The following is an 18,269-nucleotide window of genomic DNA, read 5'->3' as shown; positions in this document are numbered from 1 at the left end:
ATGACGACCGTTCACGAAGGACACGGCGACCTCGTGCTGGGCGCCTTCGGGCAGATGGGCTCGCGCATCGACTGCGCCGGGTTCAACCGCCTCGACCTGGAAGGCCCGCAGGTGCTGTGGCTGGTCGCGTCCGGCGCTGTCGACCTGTTCGCGGTCGACGCCGGGCAGCAGGGCCACTGGCACCATCTGGGCCGGCTGGAGGCGGGGTCGCTGGTGCTCGGCCCGGTGCCGGGCCCGCAGCACACCCTGGTGGCCCGGCCGCTGCGGGACTGCGTGGTGCACCGTATCGGCCTGCGCGAGCTGTACCAGCCCGCCAACACGGCGACCTGGTCGTACGACGAGTACGGCAACCCGCAGTACGTGCCGCCGACGACGAGTCCGCTGGAGTACGCGCTCGCCCTCGGCGTCGGCCGCAGCCTGTCCATCCTCTTCCAGGCGCCGATGGCCACCGAGCGGGCCGCCGCGCCCACCGACGACGACGTGTTCTGGATGCAGGTCCCGCCGGGCAGCGTGCAGTACGGCTCGCTGTACGGCGCGGAGGCCGCGGCCGACCTGCTGATGGACCCCGCGCTGTGGCAGTCCATGGTCGACCAGCAGTACCGGCTGCTGACCACGCTGGACCGCTGGATCGAGCAGCTGGAGCGCACCCACGAGACGCGCACGGCCGAGGGCATCAAGGCCGGTGAGGCGGTGCGCGTCCAGGCCGACCGGACGCTGCTCGCCTCCATCGGCAAACGCTCCTCCCAGCGCACCACCGCGGCCGACGCGGACGCCTCGTACGCGGCCTGCAGGCTGGTCGGGCAGGCGGCCGGGATCCGGATCACCGAGCCGACCCAGAAGGGCACCGGAGGCGACCGCCTCGACCCGGTCGAGCAGGTCGCCCTGGCCTCCCGCGTCCGCACCCGGGCCGTACGGCTCGACGGCCGCTGGTGGCGGGACAACGTGGGGCCGCTGGTCGGTCAGCGGGCTCTGTCGGGGGCGCCGGTGGCGCTGTTGTGGCGGCGCGGCGGCTATGTCGCGGTGCATCCGTCGACCGGCCGTGAGACGCCGATCGAGAAGGCCAACGCCGACGAGTTCGAGCCGCGCGCGGTGATGTTCTACCGCCCGCTGCCGGAGCGGGGGCTCAGCCCGCTGAGGCTGCTGCGGTTCTGTATGCAGGGCATGCGCGGCGACCTGACCGGTCTGCTGCTCAGCGGTCTGGTGACGGTGGCGATCGGCGCACTGGTGCCGATCGCGACCGGCAAGGTGCTCGGCGAGTTCGTCCCGAAGGCACAGACGGACCTGATCGTGCAGGTGTGCATCGCGGTGATGCTGAGCAGTGTGGTGGCGGCGGCCTTCATGCTGTTGCAGAACCTGACCATCCTGCGGCTCGAGGGCCGTATCGAGGCCACGCTCCAGCCGGCGGTGTGGGACCGGCTGCTGAGACTGCCGACGAAGTTCTTCACCGAGCGCTCCACGGGCGAACTGGCCAGCGCGGCCATGGGCATCAGCTCCATCCGCCGGCTGCTGGCGGGCGTCGGCCCGACGGTCGCCCAGTCGGTGACGGTCGGCGCGATGAACCTGGGGCTGCTGCTGTGGTTCAGCGTGCCGATGGCGATGGCCGCGATCGGCATGCTCGTCGTCATCGCGGCCGTGTTCCTCGGGCTCGGGCTGTGGCAGGTGCGCTGGCAGCGGCGGCTGGTGGTGCTCTCCAACAAGCTGAACAACCAGGCGTTCCAGACGCTGCGGGGCCTGCCCAAGCTGCGGGTGGCCGCCGCCGAGAACTACGCGTACGCCGCGTGGGCATCGGAGTTCGCGCGCAGCCGGGAACTCCAGCAGAGGGTCGGCCGGATCAAGAACATCACCTCGGTGCTGGGCGCGGTGTACCTGCCGCTGTGCACCCTGCTGATGTTCATGCTGCTGGCCGGTCCGGCCCGGGGCTCGATGTCGGCGGCGGCGTTCCTCACGTTCAACACGTCGGTGACGATGTTGCTGACCTCCGTCACCCAGCTCACCGGTGCGTTCGTCTCGGCGGTGGCCGCGCTGCCGCTCTTCGAGGAGATCAAGCCGGTGCTGGACGCCACGCCCGAGGTGCGCACGGCGAGTACCCGGCCGGGGCCGCTGACCGGGGCGATCGAGGCGCGCCGGGTGTCGTTCCGCTACTCGGACGACGGTCCGCTGGTTCTGGACGACGTGTCGTTCGAGGTGCGGCCGGGCGAGTTCGTCGCGGTCGTCGGCCCGAGCGGCTGCGGAAAGTCGACGCTGCTGCGGCTGCTGATCGGCTTCGACCGGCCCGTGTCGGGCAGCGTGCTGTACGACGGGCAGGACCTGGCGGCCCTGGACCAGTCGGCGGTGCGCCGCCAGTGCGGTGTGGTGCTCCAGCACGCGCAGCCGTTCTCCGGCTCGATCCTGGACGTCATCTGCGGCACCGAGCCGTACACGCCGGAGGAGGCGATGGCGGCCGCCGAGATGGCCGGGCTCGCCGAGGACATCAAGCGGATGCCGATGGGCCTGCACACCATCGTGGCGGGCAGTGGGGCCGTCTCCGGCGGCCAGCGCCAGCGGCTGATGATCGCCCAGGCGCTGATCCGGCGGCCGCGCATCCTCTTCTTCGACGAGGCGACCAGCGCGCTCGACAACGAGACGCAACGCACGGTCATCGAGAGCACCAAGGCCCTCAACGCCACCCGCATCGTCATCGCGCACCGGCTGTCGACCGTGATGGACGCCGACCGGGTCGTGGTGATGGAGGACGGCAAGGTCATCCAACAGGGCCCGCCCTCTCAACTCCTCGCCGACACGAACGGCCGGCTGCACGAACTGGTGCGCCGCCAGATGGCGTGACGCAGCGCGCTCTCCCACAGGCGCGACGTGGCCAGCGCACGACACGGTCCTCGACCTCGCAACGAATCCCGGGACGCCCCCGGTCGGCCGCCCGTCCGGTTCACCGAGCGCCGCGCCCTGGCCGGGGAGCACCACGGGCGCGACCTTCAGCCGGGGGTTGTGCGGGGCCGGAACGTGACCTGGGCGCTGTCCGGCTACGGCGAGGAGCATCGCAGCGCCGAGCCGGCTCATGGCCCGGGAGGCGCGCAGGCCGGTCCGTGGCGTGACCTCGCCGGTACGGAGCGTGTGGTCTGTTGGCGCGCCCCGTAAATGGGTACCCACCGCCCATGCGAATCAGCGTGGTGGATGTGGGATCGAACACGGTCAGACTTGTGGTCGCGGACGCGGCGGACGGGGTGCCGCTGCCCGTGCACACCGCCAAGTGGCGGCTCAGGCTGTCCGAGCAGGTCACACCGGGGGGACCCATCCCGGAGCAGGCCGTGGGACAGCTCGTCGACGCGGTGGCCGAGGCGAGCCGGACCGCGGCCCGGTGGGGTGCGGCCGACCCGCTGGCGTTCGCGACCGCGGTGGTGCGCAACGCGCCGAACCGGCACGAGGTGCTGCGCACCGTCCATGCCCGTACCGGCGTGGACCTGTGCACGCTGCCGGGCGAGGTCGAGGCCGAGCTGACGTTTCTGGGGGCCCGGCGCTGGATGGGCTGGCGGTCGGGGCCGCTCGCCCTGCTCGACATCGGCGGCGGCACGCTCGAGGTCGCCTTCGGGCGCGGCCGGTTGCCCGATTTCGTGGCGTCCCTGCCGCTGGGCGCACGGCGGCTGACGCACGAGTTCTTCGAGGACGAGGACCCGCCGTCACCGGAGCAGGTGCGGGCGCTGCGCCGCAAGGTCCGCCACCAGCTGCGGGACGTCGCGGCACGCATCCGCTGGGAGGGCCCGCGCACCGCGGTCGCCACCTCCCGCACCTTCCAGCAGCTGGGCCGGCTGTGCGGCGCGGCGCCCGGACGCCACGGCCCGTTCGTGGACCGGCAGATGCACCGCTCCGAGCTGCGGGCGGCGATCACGCAGCTGGCGGCTCTGCCCGCCTCCGAACGCGCGCACCTGCCCGGCATCTCCGCACCGCGCGCCGCGCAGAGCCTGGCGGGAGCCGTGGTCGGGCACACGGCACTGAAGCTGACCGGCATCAAGGCCGTCACGGTCTGCCCCTGGGCGATCCGCGAGGGGGTGCTGTTGCGCCACATCGAGGACGGCCCCTCCTGGTGGGCGGAGGTCGCCCGCCGCAGTGCGGAGGCCGTCCCGCCCGATCCGGTACCCCTGCGCATCGCCGCAGCCTCCACCTGAACCGCCCACCACCTGGCCGGACGCACCGAACGCAGAAAGGAGACCCCTGTGTCTCAGCACAAGGACCACGACCGGGGCGAGGACCAGCACGGCAAGCCGCCCGAAACGGCACTCGAGGAGGTGCTGCGGGAGGTCGAGGACGCCGAGAACCGCACCCGGGACTCCGCCGGGCAGCGCCGCCACCGGGGCGAGGCGGGGGAGGCCATCACGCCCAATACGCGTGCGCAGGAGGAGTCCGAGGGGGACTGACGGGCGCCGGGCGGTCCCGGGCTGCCTCGGGCCGCGGCCCGACCGGTCGCGCCCGTACGGCGGGGCGGTGTCGTACGGCGGGTGACCTCGGGCGCCGGGCGGGTACCCGGCGCGCATGGAGCACGATGGACCACGACTGCCGGCCCCGCGCGGCCCGCTGAGCAGGGGGGTCGACGCGTATCTGCGAGGTGCGGGCCGTCTGCCCCGTCCCGAGGACGTCGCCCGCGCCGAGGTGTACGGCGACGATCTCCAGCTCGCCCTGTACCTCTGCTACGAGCTGCACTACCGCGGCTTCGCGGGCGTCCCTCCGGAGCGCGAGTGGGACCCCGATCTGTTGCGGGTCCGCGCGGCCATGGAGCACCGCTTCCTGTCCGCGCTGCGCACCGACGCGCACGTCCACGACAGCGTGGCCGAGGCACTGGCCGGCCTGCTGGTCGAGCCCGTCGAGGGAACCGGCGTCACCCACTTCCTGCGGGACGAGGGCGAGCTGTGGCAGGTGCGCGAGTACGCGGCCCAGCGTTCCCTCTACCACCTCAAGGAGGCGGACCCGCACGCCTGGGTGCTGCCGCGTCTGTACGGCCGGGCGAAGGCGGCGATGGCGGCCGTGGAGTTCGACGAGTGGGGCGGCGGCCGTGCCGACCGCGTGCACGCCGTCCTGTTCGCGGACCTGATGACGGACCTCGGCCTGGACACCACGTACGGCCGCTATCTCGACGCGGCGTCCGCCGAGGCCCTGGTCACCGTGAACATGATGTCCCTCTTCGGCTTGCACCGGGCGCTCAGGGGCGCCCTGGTGGGTCACTTCGCGACGGTCGAGATCACCTCGTCGCCGGGGTCGCGGCGGCTCGCCGAGGCGATGCGCCGCACCGGTGCGGGGCCGGCGGCCGAGCACTTCTACGACGAGCACGTCGAGGCCGACGCCGTCCACGAGCAGGTGGTGCGTCACGACGTCATCGGCGGGCTGCTGGAACGGGAGCCGCATCTCGCCCCGGATGTCGCCTTCGGCATCGACGCCACCGAGTTCGTCGAGGAACGCTTCGGCGTCCGGCTGCTCACCGACTGGCGTGCGTCACGTTCGTCACTGCGTGAACCACTGGCCCGGGAAGCGACTCATACCTCCTGATGGCCGGGGTACTCGGCGTTCCGTGACTGCACTGGTACCCCCGGGCGTGTATGCCCCGCAGGAGGACACCGAGCTGCTGGCCGGTGCCTTGTCCGACGAGCCGCTGGCGCCGGGCGCGAAGGTCCTCGACGTAGGCACCGGCAGCGGCGCCCTGGCTCTGGAGGCCGCGCGCCGCGGCGGCCGTGTGACCGCCGTGGACGTGTCCTGGAGCGCCGTGTGGGCCGCGCGGCTGAACGCCCGTCTGGCGGGGCTCCCGGTCCGTATCCGGCACGGGAACCTCTTCGAACCCGTACGCGAAGAAACGTTCGATCTGATCCTGGCCAATCCGCCGTACGTGCCGGCGCCCGAGGGTCATCGCAGGCCGCCGCGGGGCGCGGCCCGGGCGTGGGACGCGGGCGGCGACGGGCGGCTGATCGTCGACCGGATCTGCCGGGAGGCGCCCGGTCTGCTGCGGCCGGGCGGGGTGCTGCTGCTCGTGCAGTCGGCACTCAGCGGCCCGGACCTGACCGTCGGGCAGTTGCGCACGGCCGGCCTGAAGGCCGCCGTGACCCTCCGGCGCCGGATCGCGTTCGGCCCGGTGCTGCGCGGCCGGGAACGCTGGCTGCGGGAGCGGGGGCTGCTGTCCGCCGCCGATGACAAGGAAGAGCTGGTGGTCGTCCGTGCCGAACTCCCCGTCTGACCGGCCCGCCGCGCCTCGACGCGTAACCGTCCAGCGCAAGGGCCCGCTGTTGATGGAAGGCCCGGTGGAAGTGGAGCTGGAGGACGGCTCCGTGGTCACCTCGGACCGCTTCCGCGTGGCCCTGTGCACCTGCCGCCGGAGCCGCCGCTACCCGTGGTGCGACACGAGCCACCGCGACCGGGCGTGAGGTGCCGGGCGTAGAAAACCAGCCGGGCGCGCCGGGCGTGGAAACCTGCCGGGCGTGGAAACCCGGAGGCCGGCGGGCGGCCCCACTCCGCCCGCCGGCCCCCTCGCGCGAGATCGCGGCTTCCCGTGACAACGGCCCGGCTCCCCAGCCACGGCCCGCTGTGCTTCACGGATTCAGCGCGATCCCGGTCTGTGGGATCGGCCCTCTCAGAAGGAGAAGACGCCCGTTCCGAAGGCGTTCTTCATGCAGTCGTTGGAGAAGGTGCGCTCGTAGGAGACGCGCTTGCCCTGCCAGACTCCGTCGACGGTGACGACCACCGGGTCGTACTGCTTGGTGCACCACACGCCGTCCTTCGCGGTGAGGGCGTCGAAGTCCCCGCCGACGCCGCGCAGTTCCGCGCAGGCCGGGCCGGCCGCCGGGTGCGTGCCGGCGGGCGTCGGGGCACAGGTCAGGGTGACCGCGCGTTCCGGAGTCGCTGCGATCGCGCTCTCACCGTGCCCCACCGTGAGGACGAGGGCCGACGGGGCGTAGAGCGCGGTGGGGGCCTGACCCGGGGTGGCGAGCGCGGCCCCGGAGAGGGGTCCGCAGACGGCGGTGGCCGTCAGGCCAAGGGTCATGGCCCAGCGCGCGGTGTTCCGCATTGTGTGCATCCTTCCGCATCGATGACAGGGTGTGCCGGTCCGTGCTCGGTCGGTGCCCGGAGCGGCGAGCGCGAGTCTGCCGAGTCCGCAGCGGAAACACACATCGACCCCACGGGTTTCAGTAACCTTGCGTATTGAATCAGTGGCGTGAAGTTACGGAATCCGCCCGGGGGAAGCCCGTAACTGCGCGGTCTCGGGGGTTACGAAGCGGCCAGATGGCCGATTCCCGCGTGTTTGTTAATAGGCCTGAAACATTCCGATTCCGCCCTTCGCCGACCGCTGGAGACCTCTTGCGTTCATGGATCGGCCGAGTAATCGTCATTACATGATTACGAATGAGCAGAGAGAGAAGCTTCGCGGCTGGTTCGCAGGACGCCTGCCCGACGACCTCTTCGAGGAACTGACGGAGATCACGGTCGACCGCGAGGAGATCCTCGTGGTCGGCCGCATCCCCGCACCCCGGCTGGCCGAGGACGTCCCGCCCACCGAACGGGAGGCGGCCCTGGCAAGCCGGGCGCAGGAGTTCCGGGAGCGCACCCGCGAGGACCGGATGGCCGTGGCCCGGGAGGCCGAGCACCGGTTCCGCCGGAAGGTGTCCTGGGGTGTGGAGTGCGGCGGGCTGCGGACGCTCTTCACGCACGTGGCCGCACCGGTCATGACGCGGCTGCGCCAGCCGGAGCGCCAGGTCCTCGACACCCTGATCGCCGGCGGTGTGGCCCGCAGCCGCAGCGACGCGCTGGCCTGGTGCGTGCGCCTGGTGCAGCGGCACACGGACGACTGGCTCGCGGAGTTGCGCGACTCGCTGGAACACGTGCAGCGCGTCAGGGCCCAGGGGCCGGACACCGCACCGGACACCGCACCGGACACCGACGACGGGGAGTGACCACTTGTCAGACCCTTCGGCTACGTTGCCCGCATGACCGACTTCGTACTGGTGGCAGGGACATGGCTCGGGGCGTGGGCATGGGACGAGACGGCCGCGGAGCTGCGTGGAGCCGGGCACGACGTCCATGCGCTGACGCTGTCGGGCCTCGCGGAGAAGAGCGGCACACAGCCGGCCGGGCAGCAGACGCACGTCCGGGACATCGTCGAGGAGGTGGAGCGTCTCGACCTGCAGGACGTCGCCCTGGTCGGACACAGTTACGCCGGCATCCCGGTGGGGCAGGCCGCCGAGCGGATCGGCGACCGGCTGCGGCGCGTGGTGTTCGTCGACGCGAACGTGCCGGAGGACGGTGAGTCGTTCCTGTCGGGCTGGCCGAGCGGGCATGTCCGGCAGGCGATCGCCGATCACGACGGGTACTGGCCGCCGCTCGGCCCGCAGGACTACGCGGGGCAGGGACTGACGGACGAGCAGATCGCCCGCATCGTGGGCGGCTCGACGCCGCACCCCGGTGCCACGCTCACCGAACCGGCCGTCCTCACCCGCCCCCTCGGCGACCTTCCGGCGACGTACGTGAAGTGCCTCCTCGACGGGGACGAACCGATGCCGGCGGTCGCCGCGGCCCTCAAGAGCGACAGCTGGGAGCTGGTGGAGCTGGACACCGGGCACTGGCCGATGTTCTCCCGGCCGCGTGCTCTGGCCCGTGTGCTGCACACGGCGGCGGCCCGGCCCTGATCCACCGCAGCGCATACCGCTCGGTATCGTCGGCCGTACGGCACGGTCTCGACGAGGAGACGACGAGAGGCGGGGCGTACGGTGGGCAAGCACTGGGCGGACTTCCAGTACGAGATCTATCTGAACGGGATGACGGGTGCCGTACCGCGGCTGCCCACCGATCTGACCCGGCTGGAGGAGCTCACCGAGCAGCGGCTCGGGCCCGGCCCGGTCGGCTATGTGGCGGGCAGCGCCGGCAACGGCAGTACGGCCCGCGCCAACCGGACGGCCCTGGAGCGCCGGCGGATCGTGCCGCGCATGCTGCGGGACGTGCACGAGCGGGACTTGTCGGTCGGGGTGCTGGGCCGGACCCTCCCCGCCCCCCTCGCGCTGGCCCCGGTCGGCGTGCTGTCGATCATGCATCCGGACGCCGAGTCCGCCGCGGCCCGGGCCGCCGCCGCGCAGGGCGTGCCGTACATCCTGTCGTCCGCGTCCAGCACCCCCATGGAGCAGGTCGCCGAGGCCATGGGTGACGCCGAGCGCTGGTTCCAGCTGTACTGGCCGAAGGACCCGGAGGTGGCCCGCAGCTTCCTGAGCCGGGCGAAGGCGGCGGGCTTCACCGCACTGGTCGTCACCCTGGACACGCCTCTGCTGTCGTGGCGGCCGCGCGATCTCGACCAGGCGTACCTGCCGTTCCTGCACGGTGTCGGCACGGCCAACTACTTCTCGGACCCGGCCTTCCAGGCCGGTCTGGCCAAGCCGGTGCACGAGGATCCGAACGCGGCCGTGATGCACTTCGTCGGCATGTTCTCCGACCCGGCCAAGAGCTGGCCCGACCTGGCGTTCCTGCGGGAGAACTGGGACGGCCCGATCGTCCTCAAGGGCGTCCTGCACCCGGACGACGCGCGACGGGCCGCCGACGCCGGCATGGACGGCGTGGTCGTCTCCAACCACGGCGGCCGCCAGGTGGCCGGCTCCGTCGCGGCGGCAGACGCGCTCCCCCGCGTCGCGGAGGCCGCCGGCGACCGGCTCACCGTCCTCTTCGACAGCGGCGTCCGCACCGGTGACGACATCTTCAAGGCCCTCGCCCTCGGCGCCCGCGCGGTCCTCGTCGGCCGCCCGTACGTCTACGGACTCGGCCTCGACGGCCGGTCCGGTGTCGAACACGTCATCCGCTGCCTGCTCGCCGAACTCGACCTCACGCTCGCCCTCTCGGGGCATGCGACACCGAGCACGATCGGCCCGGCCGACCTCGTCGAGGATCCGGCCTGACGGATGGGCTGCGCGGCGCGTTCGCCACGCAGCCCCGCTCCGGCCCCGGGGCCCGTCGTCAGGCGGTGCTGCCGTCGGTCAGTGTCACCCGGCGGGCGGCCGGGTCGTCCTGCTCCTCGATCGACAGAGAGCCCTCCGCCGTCGGCAGGGGCTCCGGCTGCCAGCGCTGGGCGTCGGAGGAGCGGGCGCGGACCTTGACGACGATGTCGGCCCCCGGGTCGTCGTCGGCCGGGGTGAGGGCGAGCTGCTCGTCCCAGCGGGGCAGCAACTCCCCCTGCACGGTGAGGTCGTAGCGCACGTCGTCGCCCCGCTCGGCGTCCTCGTCGGCGCAGGTGCCGAGGACGACGACACCGGCGTCCTTGTGGGAGTCCAGACACAGCCCGGGGTCGGCGACACTGCGCAGCAGGCCGTCGTCCTCGTACGTCCACTGCTGCGTCCACACCGTCGAGCACTGCGCCAGCTTCGTGCCGGAGCCCTCCTTCGGCAGGTCCCGGATGTCGAGGCACAGGTCGGCACCGGCATTGCGCAGCCGCGTCACACCCGGTGCCGCGGGAAGCCCGGCGGTACCGGGCGGCGTCACCGACGTGGAGCTCTTGCCGCCCCCGGCGGCGCTGTTGGAGCCGGCCGGGTCGGCCTCCCCGCCGTCGTGGGACGACGCGCTGATGATGAGCACCGTCGCCAGCACCCCGGCCGAGACCGCGCCGACGCCCGAGAGCAGTGCCCGCGAGGAGCGCAGCGCCTCCGGAACCCGGGGGGCGGGCACGGGGAGCCGGGACAGCAGCCCGTGCCGCCCGCCGCCCCGCCGTCCGCCACCGCGCCGGCCGACGCGAGCGCCCCGTGTGCCGTGCGACGCGCGTCCCGGGCGGGAGTCGAGGTAGCGGCGGGCGCCCCAGCCGAGCACCGCCTCGGCGAGCAGCGGCCCCAGCGAGCCCTCGAAATGGCTGAGTTGTTCCGCCGCGCTCCGGCAGTAGCGGCACTCCGCCAGATGCTGCTGGACGTCCGGCAGCAGTGCGCCACCCCGGCGGATCGGGACGTCGAGGAGGCGGTTGTAGAAGCGGCAGTCGTGGGTCGGCGCGAGTTCGCGATGGGCGTGTACACAGCCTTCACGGAATGTGTCCCGGGCCTGTTCGAGGGTCGCCGACGCGATGTCCGTGTCCATGCCCAGCAGTCCGGCCGGGACGCTTAAAGGATCTGCCTCGACCTCGACATGCCAGAGCAAACAGCGCGAGGCCGCGGGAAGTGCCTGGAATGCCCGCTCCGCGAGGGTGCGATTATCGGGCGTCATGGACGTCGCCGCGCGCAGCCCCCGCCCTCCCGCCGGTTTCTGCAAGGCGGGCAGAACGGCTGATATTCGGTCGTCGCCGGACCACTCGCGGATCGTGTCGCGCACGGTCACGAGAAGGGCCGGGCGCAGCGCGACGGCGGACTCGCCGAAGGCGAGGCGGTTGAGGGTCCGGTGGAAGGCGGTCCCGGTCACCATCGCGGCGACCTGCGCCGACGAGGCGAGACAGATGACCGCGTAGTCGTGCGCCGGCTGGTAGTGCCGCGCCATCAGCAGTGCGACGGAATGGGCGGCGACCCCGCCCTCCGGACTGCCTCTCAGTGGGGCGGCGAGTGCTTCATCGGATTCCCCAAGATCCCCGCCGGGCGGGGGATACGGGGGACGAGGGGGGTGGGGGGTGGGCACTGAGATGGTTCCTTCCCACGCATGTGACACACAGAAGTCCTGCCGCCGAAAAGGAGCCCGGTTGGTGCGTACCCTCTTTGGCGCGGCGCGGGAGGTGAGAATTCACCGACGGAGAATCGGTCGTGGTCAACAAATCACGTGCGACACCCGGCGATTCCCCCCGCACGCGTGTTGCACTCTTGCACAACCCCCACACGGCCAACAAGGCGCCCGGTCAACATCCCCGCCATTGACAGAAAGTCAGAAACACAGAACGCATGCGCGCAGTTCGCACCCGTTTTCGACATTTCCCTGCGGCCCGCGTGAATCGGGCACCGATCCGGTTCCTCAGATCTGCCAGGAGCGCAGCCGGTCCGCGGCGCCGTAGACGTCGGTGGCGCCGGACAGCAGATCGCGGGCCAGGTCGACCAGGGCGCCGTAGGGCGGGTCGATGCCGACGCCGCTGACGAACATGTACGCCACGGCGGTCGCGCAGGCGAAGCGGGCGTTGGCCGAGGGCAGCGGCCGGAGCACGGTGATGGTGTGCAGCAGTGCGGCGGCCCGCCAGGCCGGGTCGGAGTTCACGCCGAGGCGGGGCGGGTCGACGCGGTGCCGTGCGACGGCGGCGACCAGCGCGGAGAAGTCGTTGACGGTGGGCTGGTCCGGCAGGACCTCTTCGTGGCGCTGAAGCAGCCAGGGCACGTCGATATGGATCAGGGGCGCCATGGGTCAGGCAGCCCGCCCTTCGCCCCTGGCGGGCGGTTCGTCGTCGGGGAACGCGGCGGCGAACTCGTCGGCGTGAGTGGAGAAGAAGCGGCGGAAGGCCTCCGCGCCCTCCTGCAGGGCCCGGTGGCGGGCTATGTCGGCGGCGGCCGCCTCCCGCACGAGCGCCTTCATGGACGTACCGCGCTCCTTGGCGATCTGCCTGAGGTCCTCAAGTTCGCGGTCGCTGAACTCCACGTTGAGAGCTGGCATGCCTTCACGGTACCGCTCGGGTACTGACTCGTAAATATCCCCAGGTCAGGAAGGCTTCTGGACGGTACCGAAGAGACGGCCGCCTGAGATGTGGGTCACATCGGACCGTGCGATGTCACATTCCGGGGCCCTGCCCGGCTCGCAGTAGTGAGCGCGTTCAACGGGAGGCCCACGCATGACCGAGATCTCCGTACCCGGCACCGACGCCCCGCTCGACGCGGCGACCGGGGTGTTCGTCGACCATCGCGAGCTGCTGTTCGGCGTCGTCTACAACATGCTCGGCAGCGTCGCCGACACCGAGGACGTCCTGCAGGAGACATGGCTCTCCTGGACGGCCCGGGGCGGGGGCGCTCCTCTGGCCGGGGTCGACAATCCGCGCGCCTATCTCGTCCGGGTGGCGGTCAACCACGCGCTGCGCCGCCGTGCCGTGATCAGCCGCCGGCGGGAGACGTACGTCGGCCCGTGGCTGCCCGAGCCGCTGGTCGGTGAGGACACCGAGACCGCCGAGGACCCGGCGCTGCGTTCGGAGTCGGTGTCGCTGGCGATGCTGGTGGTCCTGGAGTCGCTGACGCCGCTGGAACGGGCCGTGTTCGTGCTGGGCGAGGTGTTCGGCTACCCGCATGCCGAGATCGCGGAGATCATCGACCGCTCCCCCGCCGCCGTACGGCAGCTGGCGCACCGGGCCCGGGAGCACGTGCACGCGCGGCGGCCGCGGTACGAGGCGCACCCGCGGGTGCGGCGGGAGGCGACCGAGCGGTTCGTGCGGGCGGCGCTCGGCGGGGACATCGCCGAGCTGATGGAGGTCCTCGCGCCGGACGTCACGGCGTGGACGGACGCGGGCGGCAAGCGCCGGCGGGCGGGCCTGCGCCCGGTGCACGGCCGGGACAAGGTGGCCCGCCTGCTGACGTCCGGGCGGGGCGGTCCGGAGCACCCCGTCTGGCGCTACCGGCGGGTGAACGGCGACGACGCGGCGGTGCTGTTCGACGGCGACGCGCCGTTCGCCGTCCTGGTCCTGGATCTCACCCCGGAGGGCGACCGGGTGCGCGGCATCTATGTGGTGGCCAACCCGGACAAGCTCGCCCACCTGCCCAGGGAGGCGGCGTGAGCGCTGGACGCGGTGAGCGTCTCGCCGACTGGTTCGACGGCCGGCTCGGCATCCACACGCTGGGCAGGAAGTACCTGCGCAAGGTGTTCCCCGACCACTGGTCGTTCCTGCTGGGCGAGATCTGCCTGTACAGCTTCGTGGTGCTGGTCCTCACCGGCGTGTATCTGACGCTGTTCTTCCACCCGTCGATGAACGAGGTGACGTACCAAGGGAGTTACGTCCCGCTGAACGGTGTGCGGATGTCCGAGGCGTACGCGTCCACGCTGGACATCAGCTTCGACGTGCGCGGCGGGCTGCTCATCCGGCAGCTGCACCACTGGGCGGCGCTGGTCTTCGTCGCCGGGATGCTGACGCACATGATGCGGCACTTCTTCACGGGCTCGTTCCGCAGGCCGCGGGAGGTCAACTGGCTGTTCGGCTGGCTGCTGCTCCTCCTCGGCCTCTTCGAGGGACTGTTCGGCTACTCGCTGCCGGACGACCTGCTGTCGGGTACGGGCCTGAGGTTCGTGCACGGTGCGCTGCTGTCGGTGCCGATCGTGGGGACGTATCTGGCGATGTTCCTGTTCGGCGGCGAGTTCCCCGGCGACGACATCGTGGCCCGCTTCTACGCCCTGCACGTGCTGCTGGTCCCCGGGGTCATGGCGGCGCTGATCGTCGTCCACGTCCTGCTGGTCGTGTACCACAAGCACACCCAGTTCGCCGGGCCCGGACGCACCGAACGCAACGTCGTGGGCGCCCCGTTCATGCCGGTGTACCTGGCGAAGGCGGGCGGCTTCTTCTTCCTGGTGTTCGGGGTGCTCGCGCTGATGGCGGCCGTGGCGACGATCAACCCGGTGTGGTCGTACGGCCCGTACCGCGCCGACCAGGTGTCCACGGGCGCCCAGCCCGACTGGTATCTCGGCTTCGCCGAGGGCCTGGTGCGGATCATGCCCGGCTGGGAGGTCACGCTGTGGGGGCACACGCTGGTGCTGGGCGTGCTGATCCCGGTCGTGGTGTTCCCGCTGCTGCTGGTCTTCATCGGCGTGTACCCGTTCCTGGAGGCCCGGTTCACCCGCGACCGGGACGAGCACCATCTGCTGGACCGGCCGCGCAACCGCCCGGTCCGTACGGCGATCGGGGCGGCCTGGATCAGCCTCTACCTGGTGCTGCTGGCGGGCGGCGGAAACGACATCGTGGCGACCCGCTTCCATCTGTCGATCAACACGGTGACGTGGGCGGTGCGGATCGCGGTGTTCGCCGTCCCGGCGGTCGTCTTCGCCGTCACCCGGCGGATCTGCCTCGGCCTGCAGCTGCGCGACCGGGAGCTGGTGGCGCACGGACGGCCGACCGGGGTGATCAAGCGGCTGCCGCACGGCGAGTACGTCGAGGTGCACGAGCCGCTCGACCGGGCCCGGCTGCACACCCTGACCGCGCATGACAGGCCCGGGGAGCCCGTCGGGCACGAGCCGCGCCGGGCCGTGGCCGGGCCGGTCAGGAGTGGGCGCGGCAGAACTCCCGGACGGTCCGGTTGAACGGCTCCGGCGCCTCGACATTGCTGAGGTGCCCGATGCCGGGGAGCACGACCAGCGTGGCCCGCGGGACCGTTTCGAGGAACTGGTGGGCGACGGGCTCCACGGGTGAGCGCGCGTCGCGCTCGCCCCACAACAGGAGCGTCGGTACCTCGATCTTCGGCAGCAGGTCACGCTGGTCCGCCTCGGCCATGACGGTGAGCTCGGTCCGCATGCTCCGGGGGCGGGTGTCGGCCGACATCACGGACAGCATGCGTACCGCTTCGGCGGGTGGCTGCCCGGCGAAGAGACCCGGCATGGTCGGAGCGAACGCCTCGGCCGGGACCGCCAGCATCCGTTCCGCCCCCTCGACCCGGGACCGCACTTCCGCCGCGGGCAGCGAGCCTTTCCAGCCCGCGTAGGTGTCGGCGAGGAGCAGCGTCCGCACGAGCGCGGGATGGTTCCGGTACAGCTCCAGCACGACGGTCCCGCCCCAGGACAGGCCGAGGACATGGGCGGGGCCGAGCCCCACGTCGTCGATGACGGCCGCCAGGCAGCGGGCATAGTCGGCCAGCCGGAAGGAGAGCGGTACGTCGGAGGAGCGGCCTGCGCCCGGTTCGTCCCAGGCGACGACCGTGAACTCGTCGGCCAGGTCCTCGAACTGGCCGCGGAAGAGCCGGGCGTCCATCGTGGCGCCGTGCGCGAGCACGAGGAGCGGGCCCCGGCCCGCCCGGTCGTACGCGACCTCGACGCCGTCGACCCGCACCGCTGGCATGACACCAGGCTACGCGCGCGTGCCGGAGGAGTCCTGCCGGCGGACCTCCCCGGCACGCGGCACCGTCGTCCGGTCCTTACCCCTGGTCCGCCACGAAGGAGGCCATGCGGGTCAGGGCCGCGTTCCAGTTGATCGTGTGCTCGTTGGTCGACCAGGACTGGATGTCGTCGATGTAGCAGAACTGACCGACGCAGCCCTGGAGTTTGCTCTGTGCGTAGGGGTCCTGGATGCTCGAGTTCGGCCCGCCCGCGAGGGTGCCCTTCGGCGGGCCCGGCTGGCTCGGGTCGAGCTGGCGGGCGTACCAGCGGCTGTGCTGGTTCTGCGCGCTGACCTCGCCGTAGCCGGTGACGTAGGAGATGTTCAGCGCGTTGCGGCCCAGGATGTAGTCCATGCTCTGCAGCGCTCCGTCCCGGTACTTCGAGGCGCCGGTGATGTCGTACGCGGTGGCCAGGACGACCGCGTTGTTGAGGACCTGGTGGCTGGAGCCCCAGTCGTAGGTGGCGCCGTCCGGTGCGTAGGGCATGCCGTAGGGGTGTGCCTTGAGGGTGGCCAGGTAGCGGTCGGCGCCCTCGACGACGGACTGGCGCACCTTGTCCCGGCCGGGCAGCCTGTTCGGCACCGTGGCGAGGTCGAGCCGTCCCGCCGCGCCGGTGCGGGCCCAGTCGAAGCCGAGGGGCTTGAAGAGGTCGGCCGCGTGGACCGGGGACTTCAGGACGTACTCCTCGAACCGCTTCTCCCCGGTGGAGAGGTACAGCTCGGCCGCCGCCCAGTAGAAGTCGTCGGTGACGTCGCTGTCGGAGTAGGCGCCGCCGCCGATGCCGTCGCTGTCGGAGGCGAAGCGGTCGGGGTGGGCGAGCGCCGCCGACCAGGCCTTGCGGGCGGCGGCCAGGGCCTTGCCGGCGAACGTCTTGTCGTAGGGCCGGTACAGCCGGGCCGCCTGCGCAGCCGTGGCGGCCAGGTTCAGGGTCGCGGCCGTGGACGGCGGGTGCAGTTCGCGCTTCTGCGGGTCGTCATGGGGCATCAGCGGGAGGCCGGTCCACTGCTCGTCGTGCATCTTGTGGTGAGCCATGCCGGCCAGCGGCTTGCCGTCGGGCACCTGCATCTTCAGCAGGAACTCCAGCTCCCAGCGGGCCTCGTCGAGGATGTCCGGGACCTTGTTGCCGCTCTCCGGGATGGCGAGCGTGCCGTCCCCGAGCTTGTCCGCCTGCCCGGTGCGGGCGTGCCGGGCGCGTTCGTGGGTGCTCAGCAGCTCCCAGGTGGAGATGCCGCCGTTGACGACGTACTTGCCGTGGTCACCGGCGTCGTACCAGCCGCCGCTGACGTCGAGGCTGTAGTCGCACACGCCCGGCTGGCAGGGCACCGAGGTGTCGCCCTTGTTGGGTGCCACGCCCACGTGACCGGCGGGGCGGCCGTAGCCGGGCCTCAGGTCGTCGCGTATCGCGAGGCCGCTGCGCTGGGTGTAGTAGTACTTCGCCGAGTCCAGCCGGAGCCGCTCGTAGGCGCTCGCGTCGATGTCGAAGGGGCGGCTGGTCTCGCCGTCGGCGACGAGCGTGAGGCCCGTGCCCCTCTTGCGGTACGCGCCGAAGTCGATCGAGTGGACGTTCTGCCCGGAGGAGGCGTCGACGCCGCGCGGCACGGTGGTGCCCCGGGCGACGACCGTCCCGCCGGAGGTCTTGAGCTGCCAGGGCAGCTTGGCCGTGGCGTCGGTGACCAGAGTGGCGTTCTTCGGGCCGGCCGGCAGGTAGCCGACCTGGTTGACGCGGACCCGGGGCCCGGTGTCGGGCTCGTACGGTTCCGGCGCCACGCCGCCGAGCAGCGAGACGTCGTCCATGCAGAAGCGCCAGGCGTCCGCGCTGCCGCCGAGCTGGAAGCCGACCTGGCCCTGAGCCGTGTCGACGGGCGAGGTGAAGGTGTAGGAGTAGGTGTCGCCGGAGACGCTGAGCTGCGGTGTCACCTCGTAGTAGGTGTCGTAGGGCGACACCGACAGACCCACGATCGCCCGCACCACATGTCCGGCGGGTGACCCGGTCGCGCTGAACGAGAAACGGTACGACTCCCCCTTCACCAGGGTGATGTCGTTCTGCCCGACGGCGGCGTCCCAGCGGTTGGCGGTGCCGCCGGGGACGTCGGCGCACAGCCGGCCGTCCGACAGACCCGCGGTGACGTTGCTGGTCGTCCACCAGGGCTCGGTGGCGGTGTCGAAGGTGCCGTTCCTGACCTGCTCGACCTCTTCGGCCCCGGCCGGCGCGGAGGGCAGCGCGGTGAGCGCGGTCGCCAGCAGGGCCGTCAGGGACAGCAGGGCGGTTCTGCGTCGTTTCACGTCTGGGCTCCTCCGGGGGATGCGGGTGGCGCTCGGGGT

Annotated in this window: 17 protein-coding genes; 11 read left to right on the top strand and 6 right to left on the bottom strand. The window is 72.0% G+C overall.

The genetic code is table 11. The annotated features are described in order from the left end of the window. The 6 genes from IO24_RS0108830 to IO24_RS0108805 all read left to right on the top strand — a co-directional run bounded on the left by IO24_RS0108830 (position 1) and on the right by IO24_RS0108805 (position 6,395). Complete coding sequence (locus IO24_RS0108830) at positions 1-2,823, top strand: NHLP bacteriocin export ABC transporter permease/ATPase subunit (protein WP_031133658.1); 2,823 nt, start codon at positions 1-3, stop codon at positions 2,821-2,823. A gap of 326 nt (positions 2,824-3,149) precedes the next feature. Continuing rightward, positions 3,150-4,157 carry a Ppx/GppA family phosphatase gene (locus IO24_RS0108825; protein WP_031133656.1) on the top strand — a complete coding sequence of 336 codons (1,008 nt, stop codon included), beginning with the start codon at positions 3,150-3,152 and terminating at the stop codon, positions 4,155-4,157. Positions 4,158-4,205: 48 nt separating this feature from the next. Next, positions 4,206-4,406: a hypothetical protein gene (locus IO24_RS0108820; RefSeq protein ID WP_031133654.1), complete on the top strand. Its 201-nt coding sequence runs from the start codon at positions 4,206-4,208 to the stop codon at positions 4,404-4,406. A 115-nt stretch (positions 4,407-4,521) separates the two neighbouring features. After that, positions 4,522-5,529 (top strand): iron-containing redox enzyme family protein, encoded by a 1,008-nt coding sequence (locus tag IO24_RS0108815; protein ID WP_031133652.1) that lies wholly within the window; start codon positions 4,522-4,524, stop codon positions 5,527-5,529. Between the two features lie 22 nt (positions 5,530-5,551). Next, complete coding sequence (locus IO24_RS0108810) at positions 5,552-6,208, top strand: HemK2/MTQ2 family protein methyltransferase (RefSeq protein WP_234335157.1); 657 nt, start codon at positions 5,552-5,554, stop codon at positions 6,206-6,208. Continuing rightward, positions 6,189-6,395, top strand: a complete 207-nt coding sequence (locus IO24_RS0108805; RefSeq protein WP_031133650.1) for a CDGSH iron-sulfur domain-containing protein — start codon at positions 6,189-6,191, stop codon at positions 6,393-6,395. The genes IO24_RS0108810 and IO24_RS0108805 overlap by 20 nt, the downstream gene beginning before the upstream one ends. 206 nt (positions 6,396-6,601) lie before the next feature. On the opposite strand, the gene IO24_RS0108800 is transcribed toward IO24_RS0108805, so the two are convergent. Further along, positions 6,602-7,036, bottom strand: coding sequence for a protease inhibitor (locus IO24_RS0108800; RefSeq protein WP_031133648.1), 435 nt, complete (start codon positions 7,034-7,036; stop codon positions 6,602-6,604). A 325-nt stretch (positions 7,037-7,361) separates the two neighbouring features. Here IO24_RS0108800 and IO24_RS0108795 point away from each other — a divergent pair, with 325 nt between their 5' ends. The 3 genes from IO24_RS0108795 (at position 7,362) to IO24_RS0108785 (ending at position 9,902) form a co-directional block, all read left to right on the top strand. Beyond that, on the top strand, positions 7,362-7,919 hold the full coding sequence (locus tag IO24_RS0108795) for a hypothetical protein (RefSeq protein WP_031133646.1): 558 nt from the start codon (positions 7,362-7,364) through the stop codon (positions 7,917-7,919). Positions 7,920-7,952: 33 nt separating this feature from the next. Then, a complete protein-coding gene (locus IO24_RS0108790) occupies positions 7,953-8,651 on the top strand; it encodes an alpha/beta fold hydrolase (RefSeq protein ID WP_031133644.1) in 699 nt (232 codons plus the stop codon). An 81-nt stretch (positions 8,652-8,732) separates the two neighbouring features. Next, positions 8,733-9,902, top strand: coding sequence for a lactate 2-monooxygenase (locus tag IO24_RS0108785; protein ID WP_031133642.1), 1,170 nt, complete (start codon positions 8,733-8,735; stop codon positions 9,900-9,902). Between the two features lie 58 nt (positions 9,903-9,960). On the opposite strand, the gene IO24_RS0108780 is transcribed toward IO24_RS0108785, so the two are convergent. The 3 genes from IO24_RS0108780 to IO24_RS0108770 all read right to left on the bottom strand — a co-directional run bounded on the left by IO24_RS0108780 (position 9,961) and on the right by IO24_RS0108770 (position 12,543). Then, entirely contained in the window at positions 9,961-11,589 is a 1,629-nt protein-coding gene (locus IO24_RS0108780) for an RICIN domain-containing protein (protein ID WP_031133639.1), read from the bottom strand. Between the two features lie 327 nt (positions 11,590-11,916). After that, positions 11,917-12,294 carry a hypothetical protein gene (locus tag IO24_RS0108775; protein ID WP_031133636.1) on the bottom strand — a complete coding sequence of 126 codons (378 nt, stop codon included), beginning with the start codon at positions 12,292-12,294 and terminating at the stop codon, positions 11,917-11,919. Between the two features lie 3 nt (positions 12,295-12,297). Beyond that, on the bottom strand, positions 12,298-12,543 hold the full coding sequence (locus tag IO24_RS0108770) for a hypothetical protein (RefSeq protein WP_031133634.1): 246 nt from the start codon (positions 12,541-12,543) through the stop codon (positions 12,298-12,300). Positions 12,544-12,718: 175 nt separating this feature from the next. Here IO24_RS0108770 and IO24_RS0108765 point away from each other — a divergent pair, with 175 nt between their 5' ends. Together IO24_RS0108765 and qcrB are read left to right on the top strand one after the other, a co-directional pair. Then, entirely contained in the window at positions 12,719-13,648 is a 930-nt protein-coding gene (locus tag IO24_RS0108765; RefSeq protein ID WP_031133632.1) for a sigma-70 family RNA polymerase sigma factor, read from the top strand. Next, a complete protein-coding gene (gene qcrB / locus IO24_RS0108760; protein ID WP_031133630.1) occupies positions 13,645-15,159 on the top strand; it encodes a cytochrome bc1 complex cytochrome b subunit in 1,515 nt (504 codons plus the stop codon). Before IO24_RS0108765 ends, qcrB begins: the two co-directional genes overlap by 4 nt. On the opposite strand, the gene IO24_RS0108755 is transcribed toward qcrB, so the two are convergent. Together IO24_RS0108755 and IO24_RS0108750 are read right to left on the bottom strand one after the other, a co-directional pair. Further along, positions 15,119-15,910: an alpha/beta fold hydrolase gene (locus tag IO24_RS0108755; RefSeq protein ID WP_031133629.1), complete on the bottom strand. Its 792-nt coding sequence runs from the start codon at positions 15,908-15,910 to the stop codon at positions 15,119-15,121. The two genes, qcrB and IO24_RS0108755, sit on opposite strands and share 41 nt — an antisense overlap. Before the next feature lie 76 nt (positions 15,911-15,986). After that, positions 15,987-18,230 carry a glycoside hydrolase family 9 protein gene (locus tag IO24_RS0108750; protein ID WP_031133628.1) on the bottom strand — a complete coding sequence of 748 codons (2,244 nt, stop codon included), beginning with the start codon at positions 18,228-18,230 and terminating at the stop codon, positions 15,987-15,989. Positions 18,231-18,269 lie beyond the last annotated feature (39 nt).

The organism is Streptomyces flavovariabilis, assembly GCF_000725785.1.
Lineage (GTDB): Bacteria > Actinomycetota > Actinomycetes > Streptomycetales > Streptomycetaceae > Streptomyces > Streptomyces hawaiiensis.
Note: the sequence above shows the minus strand (reverse complement) of the source record. Positions and strands in the feature narration are given on the sequence as shown.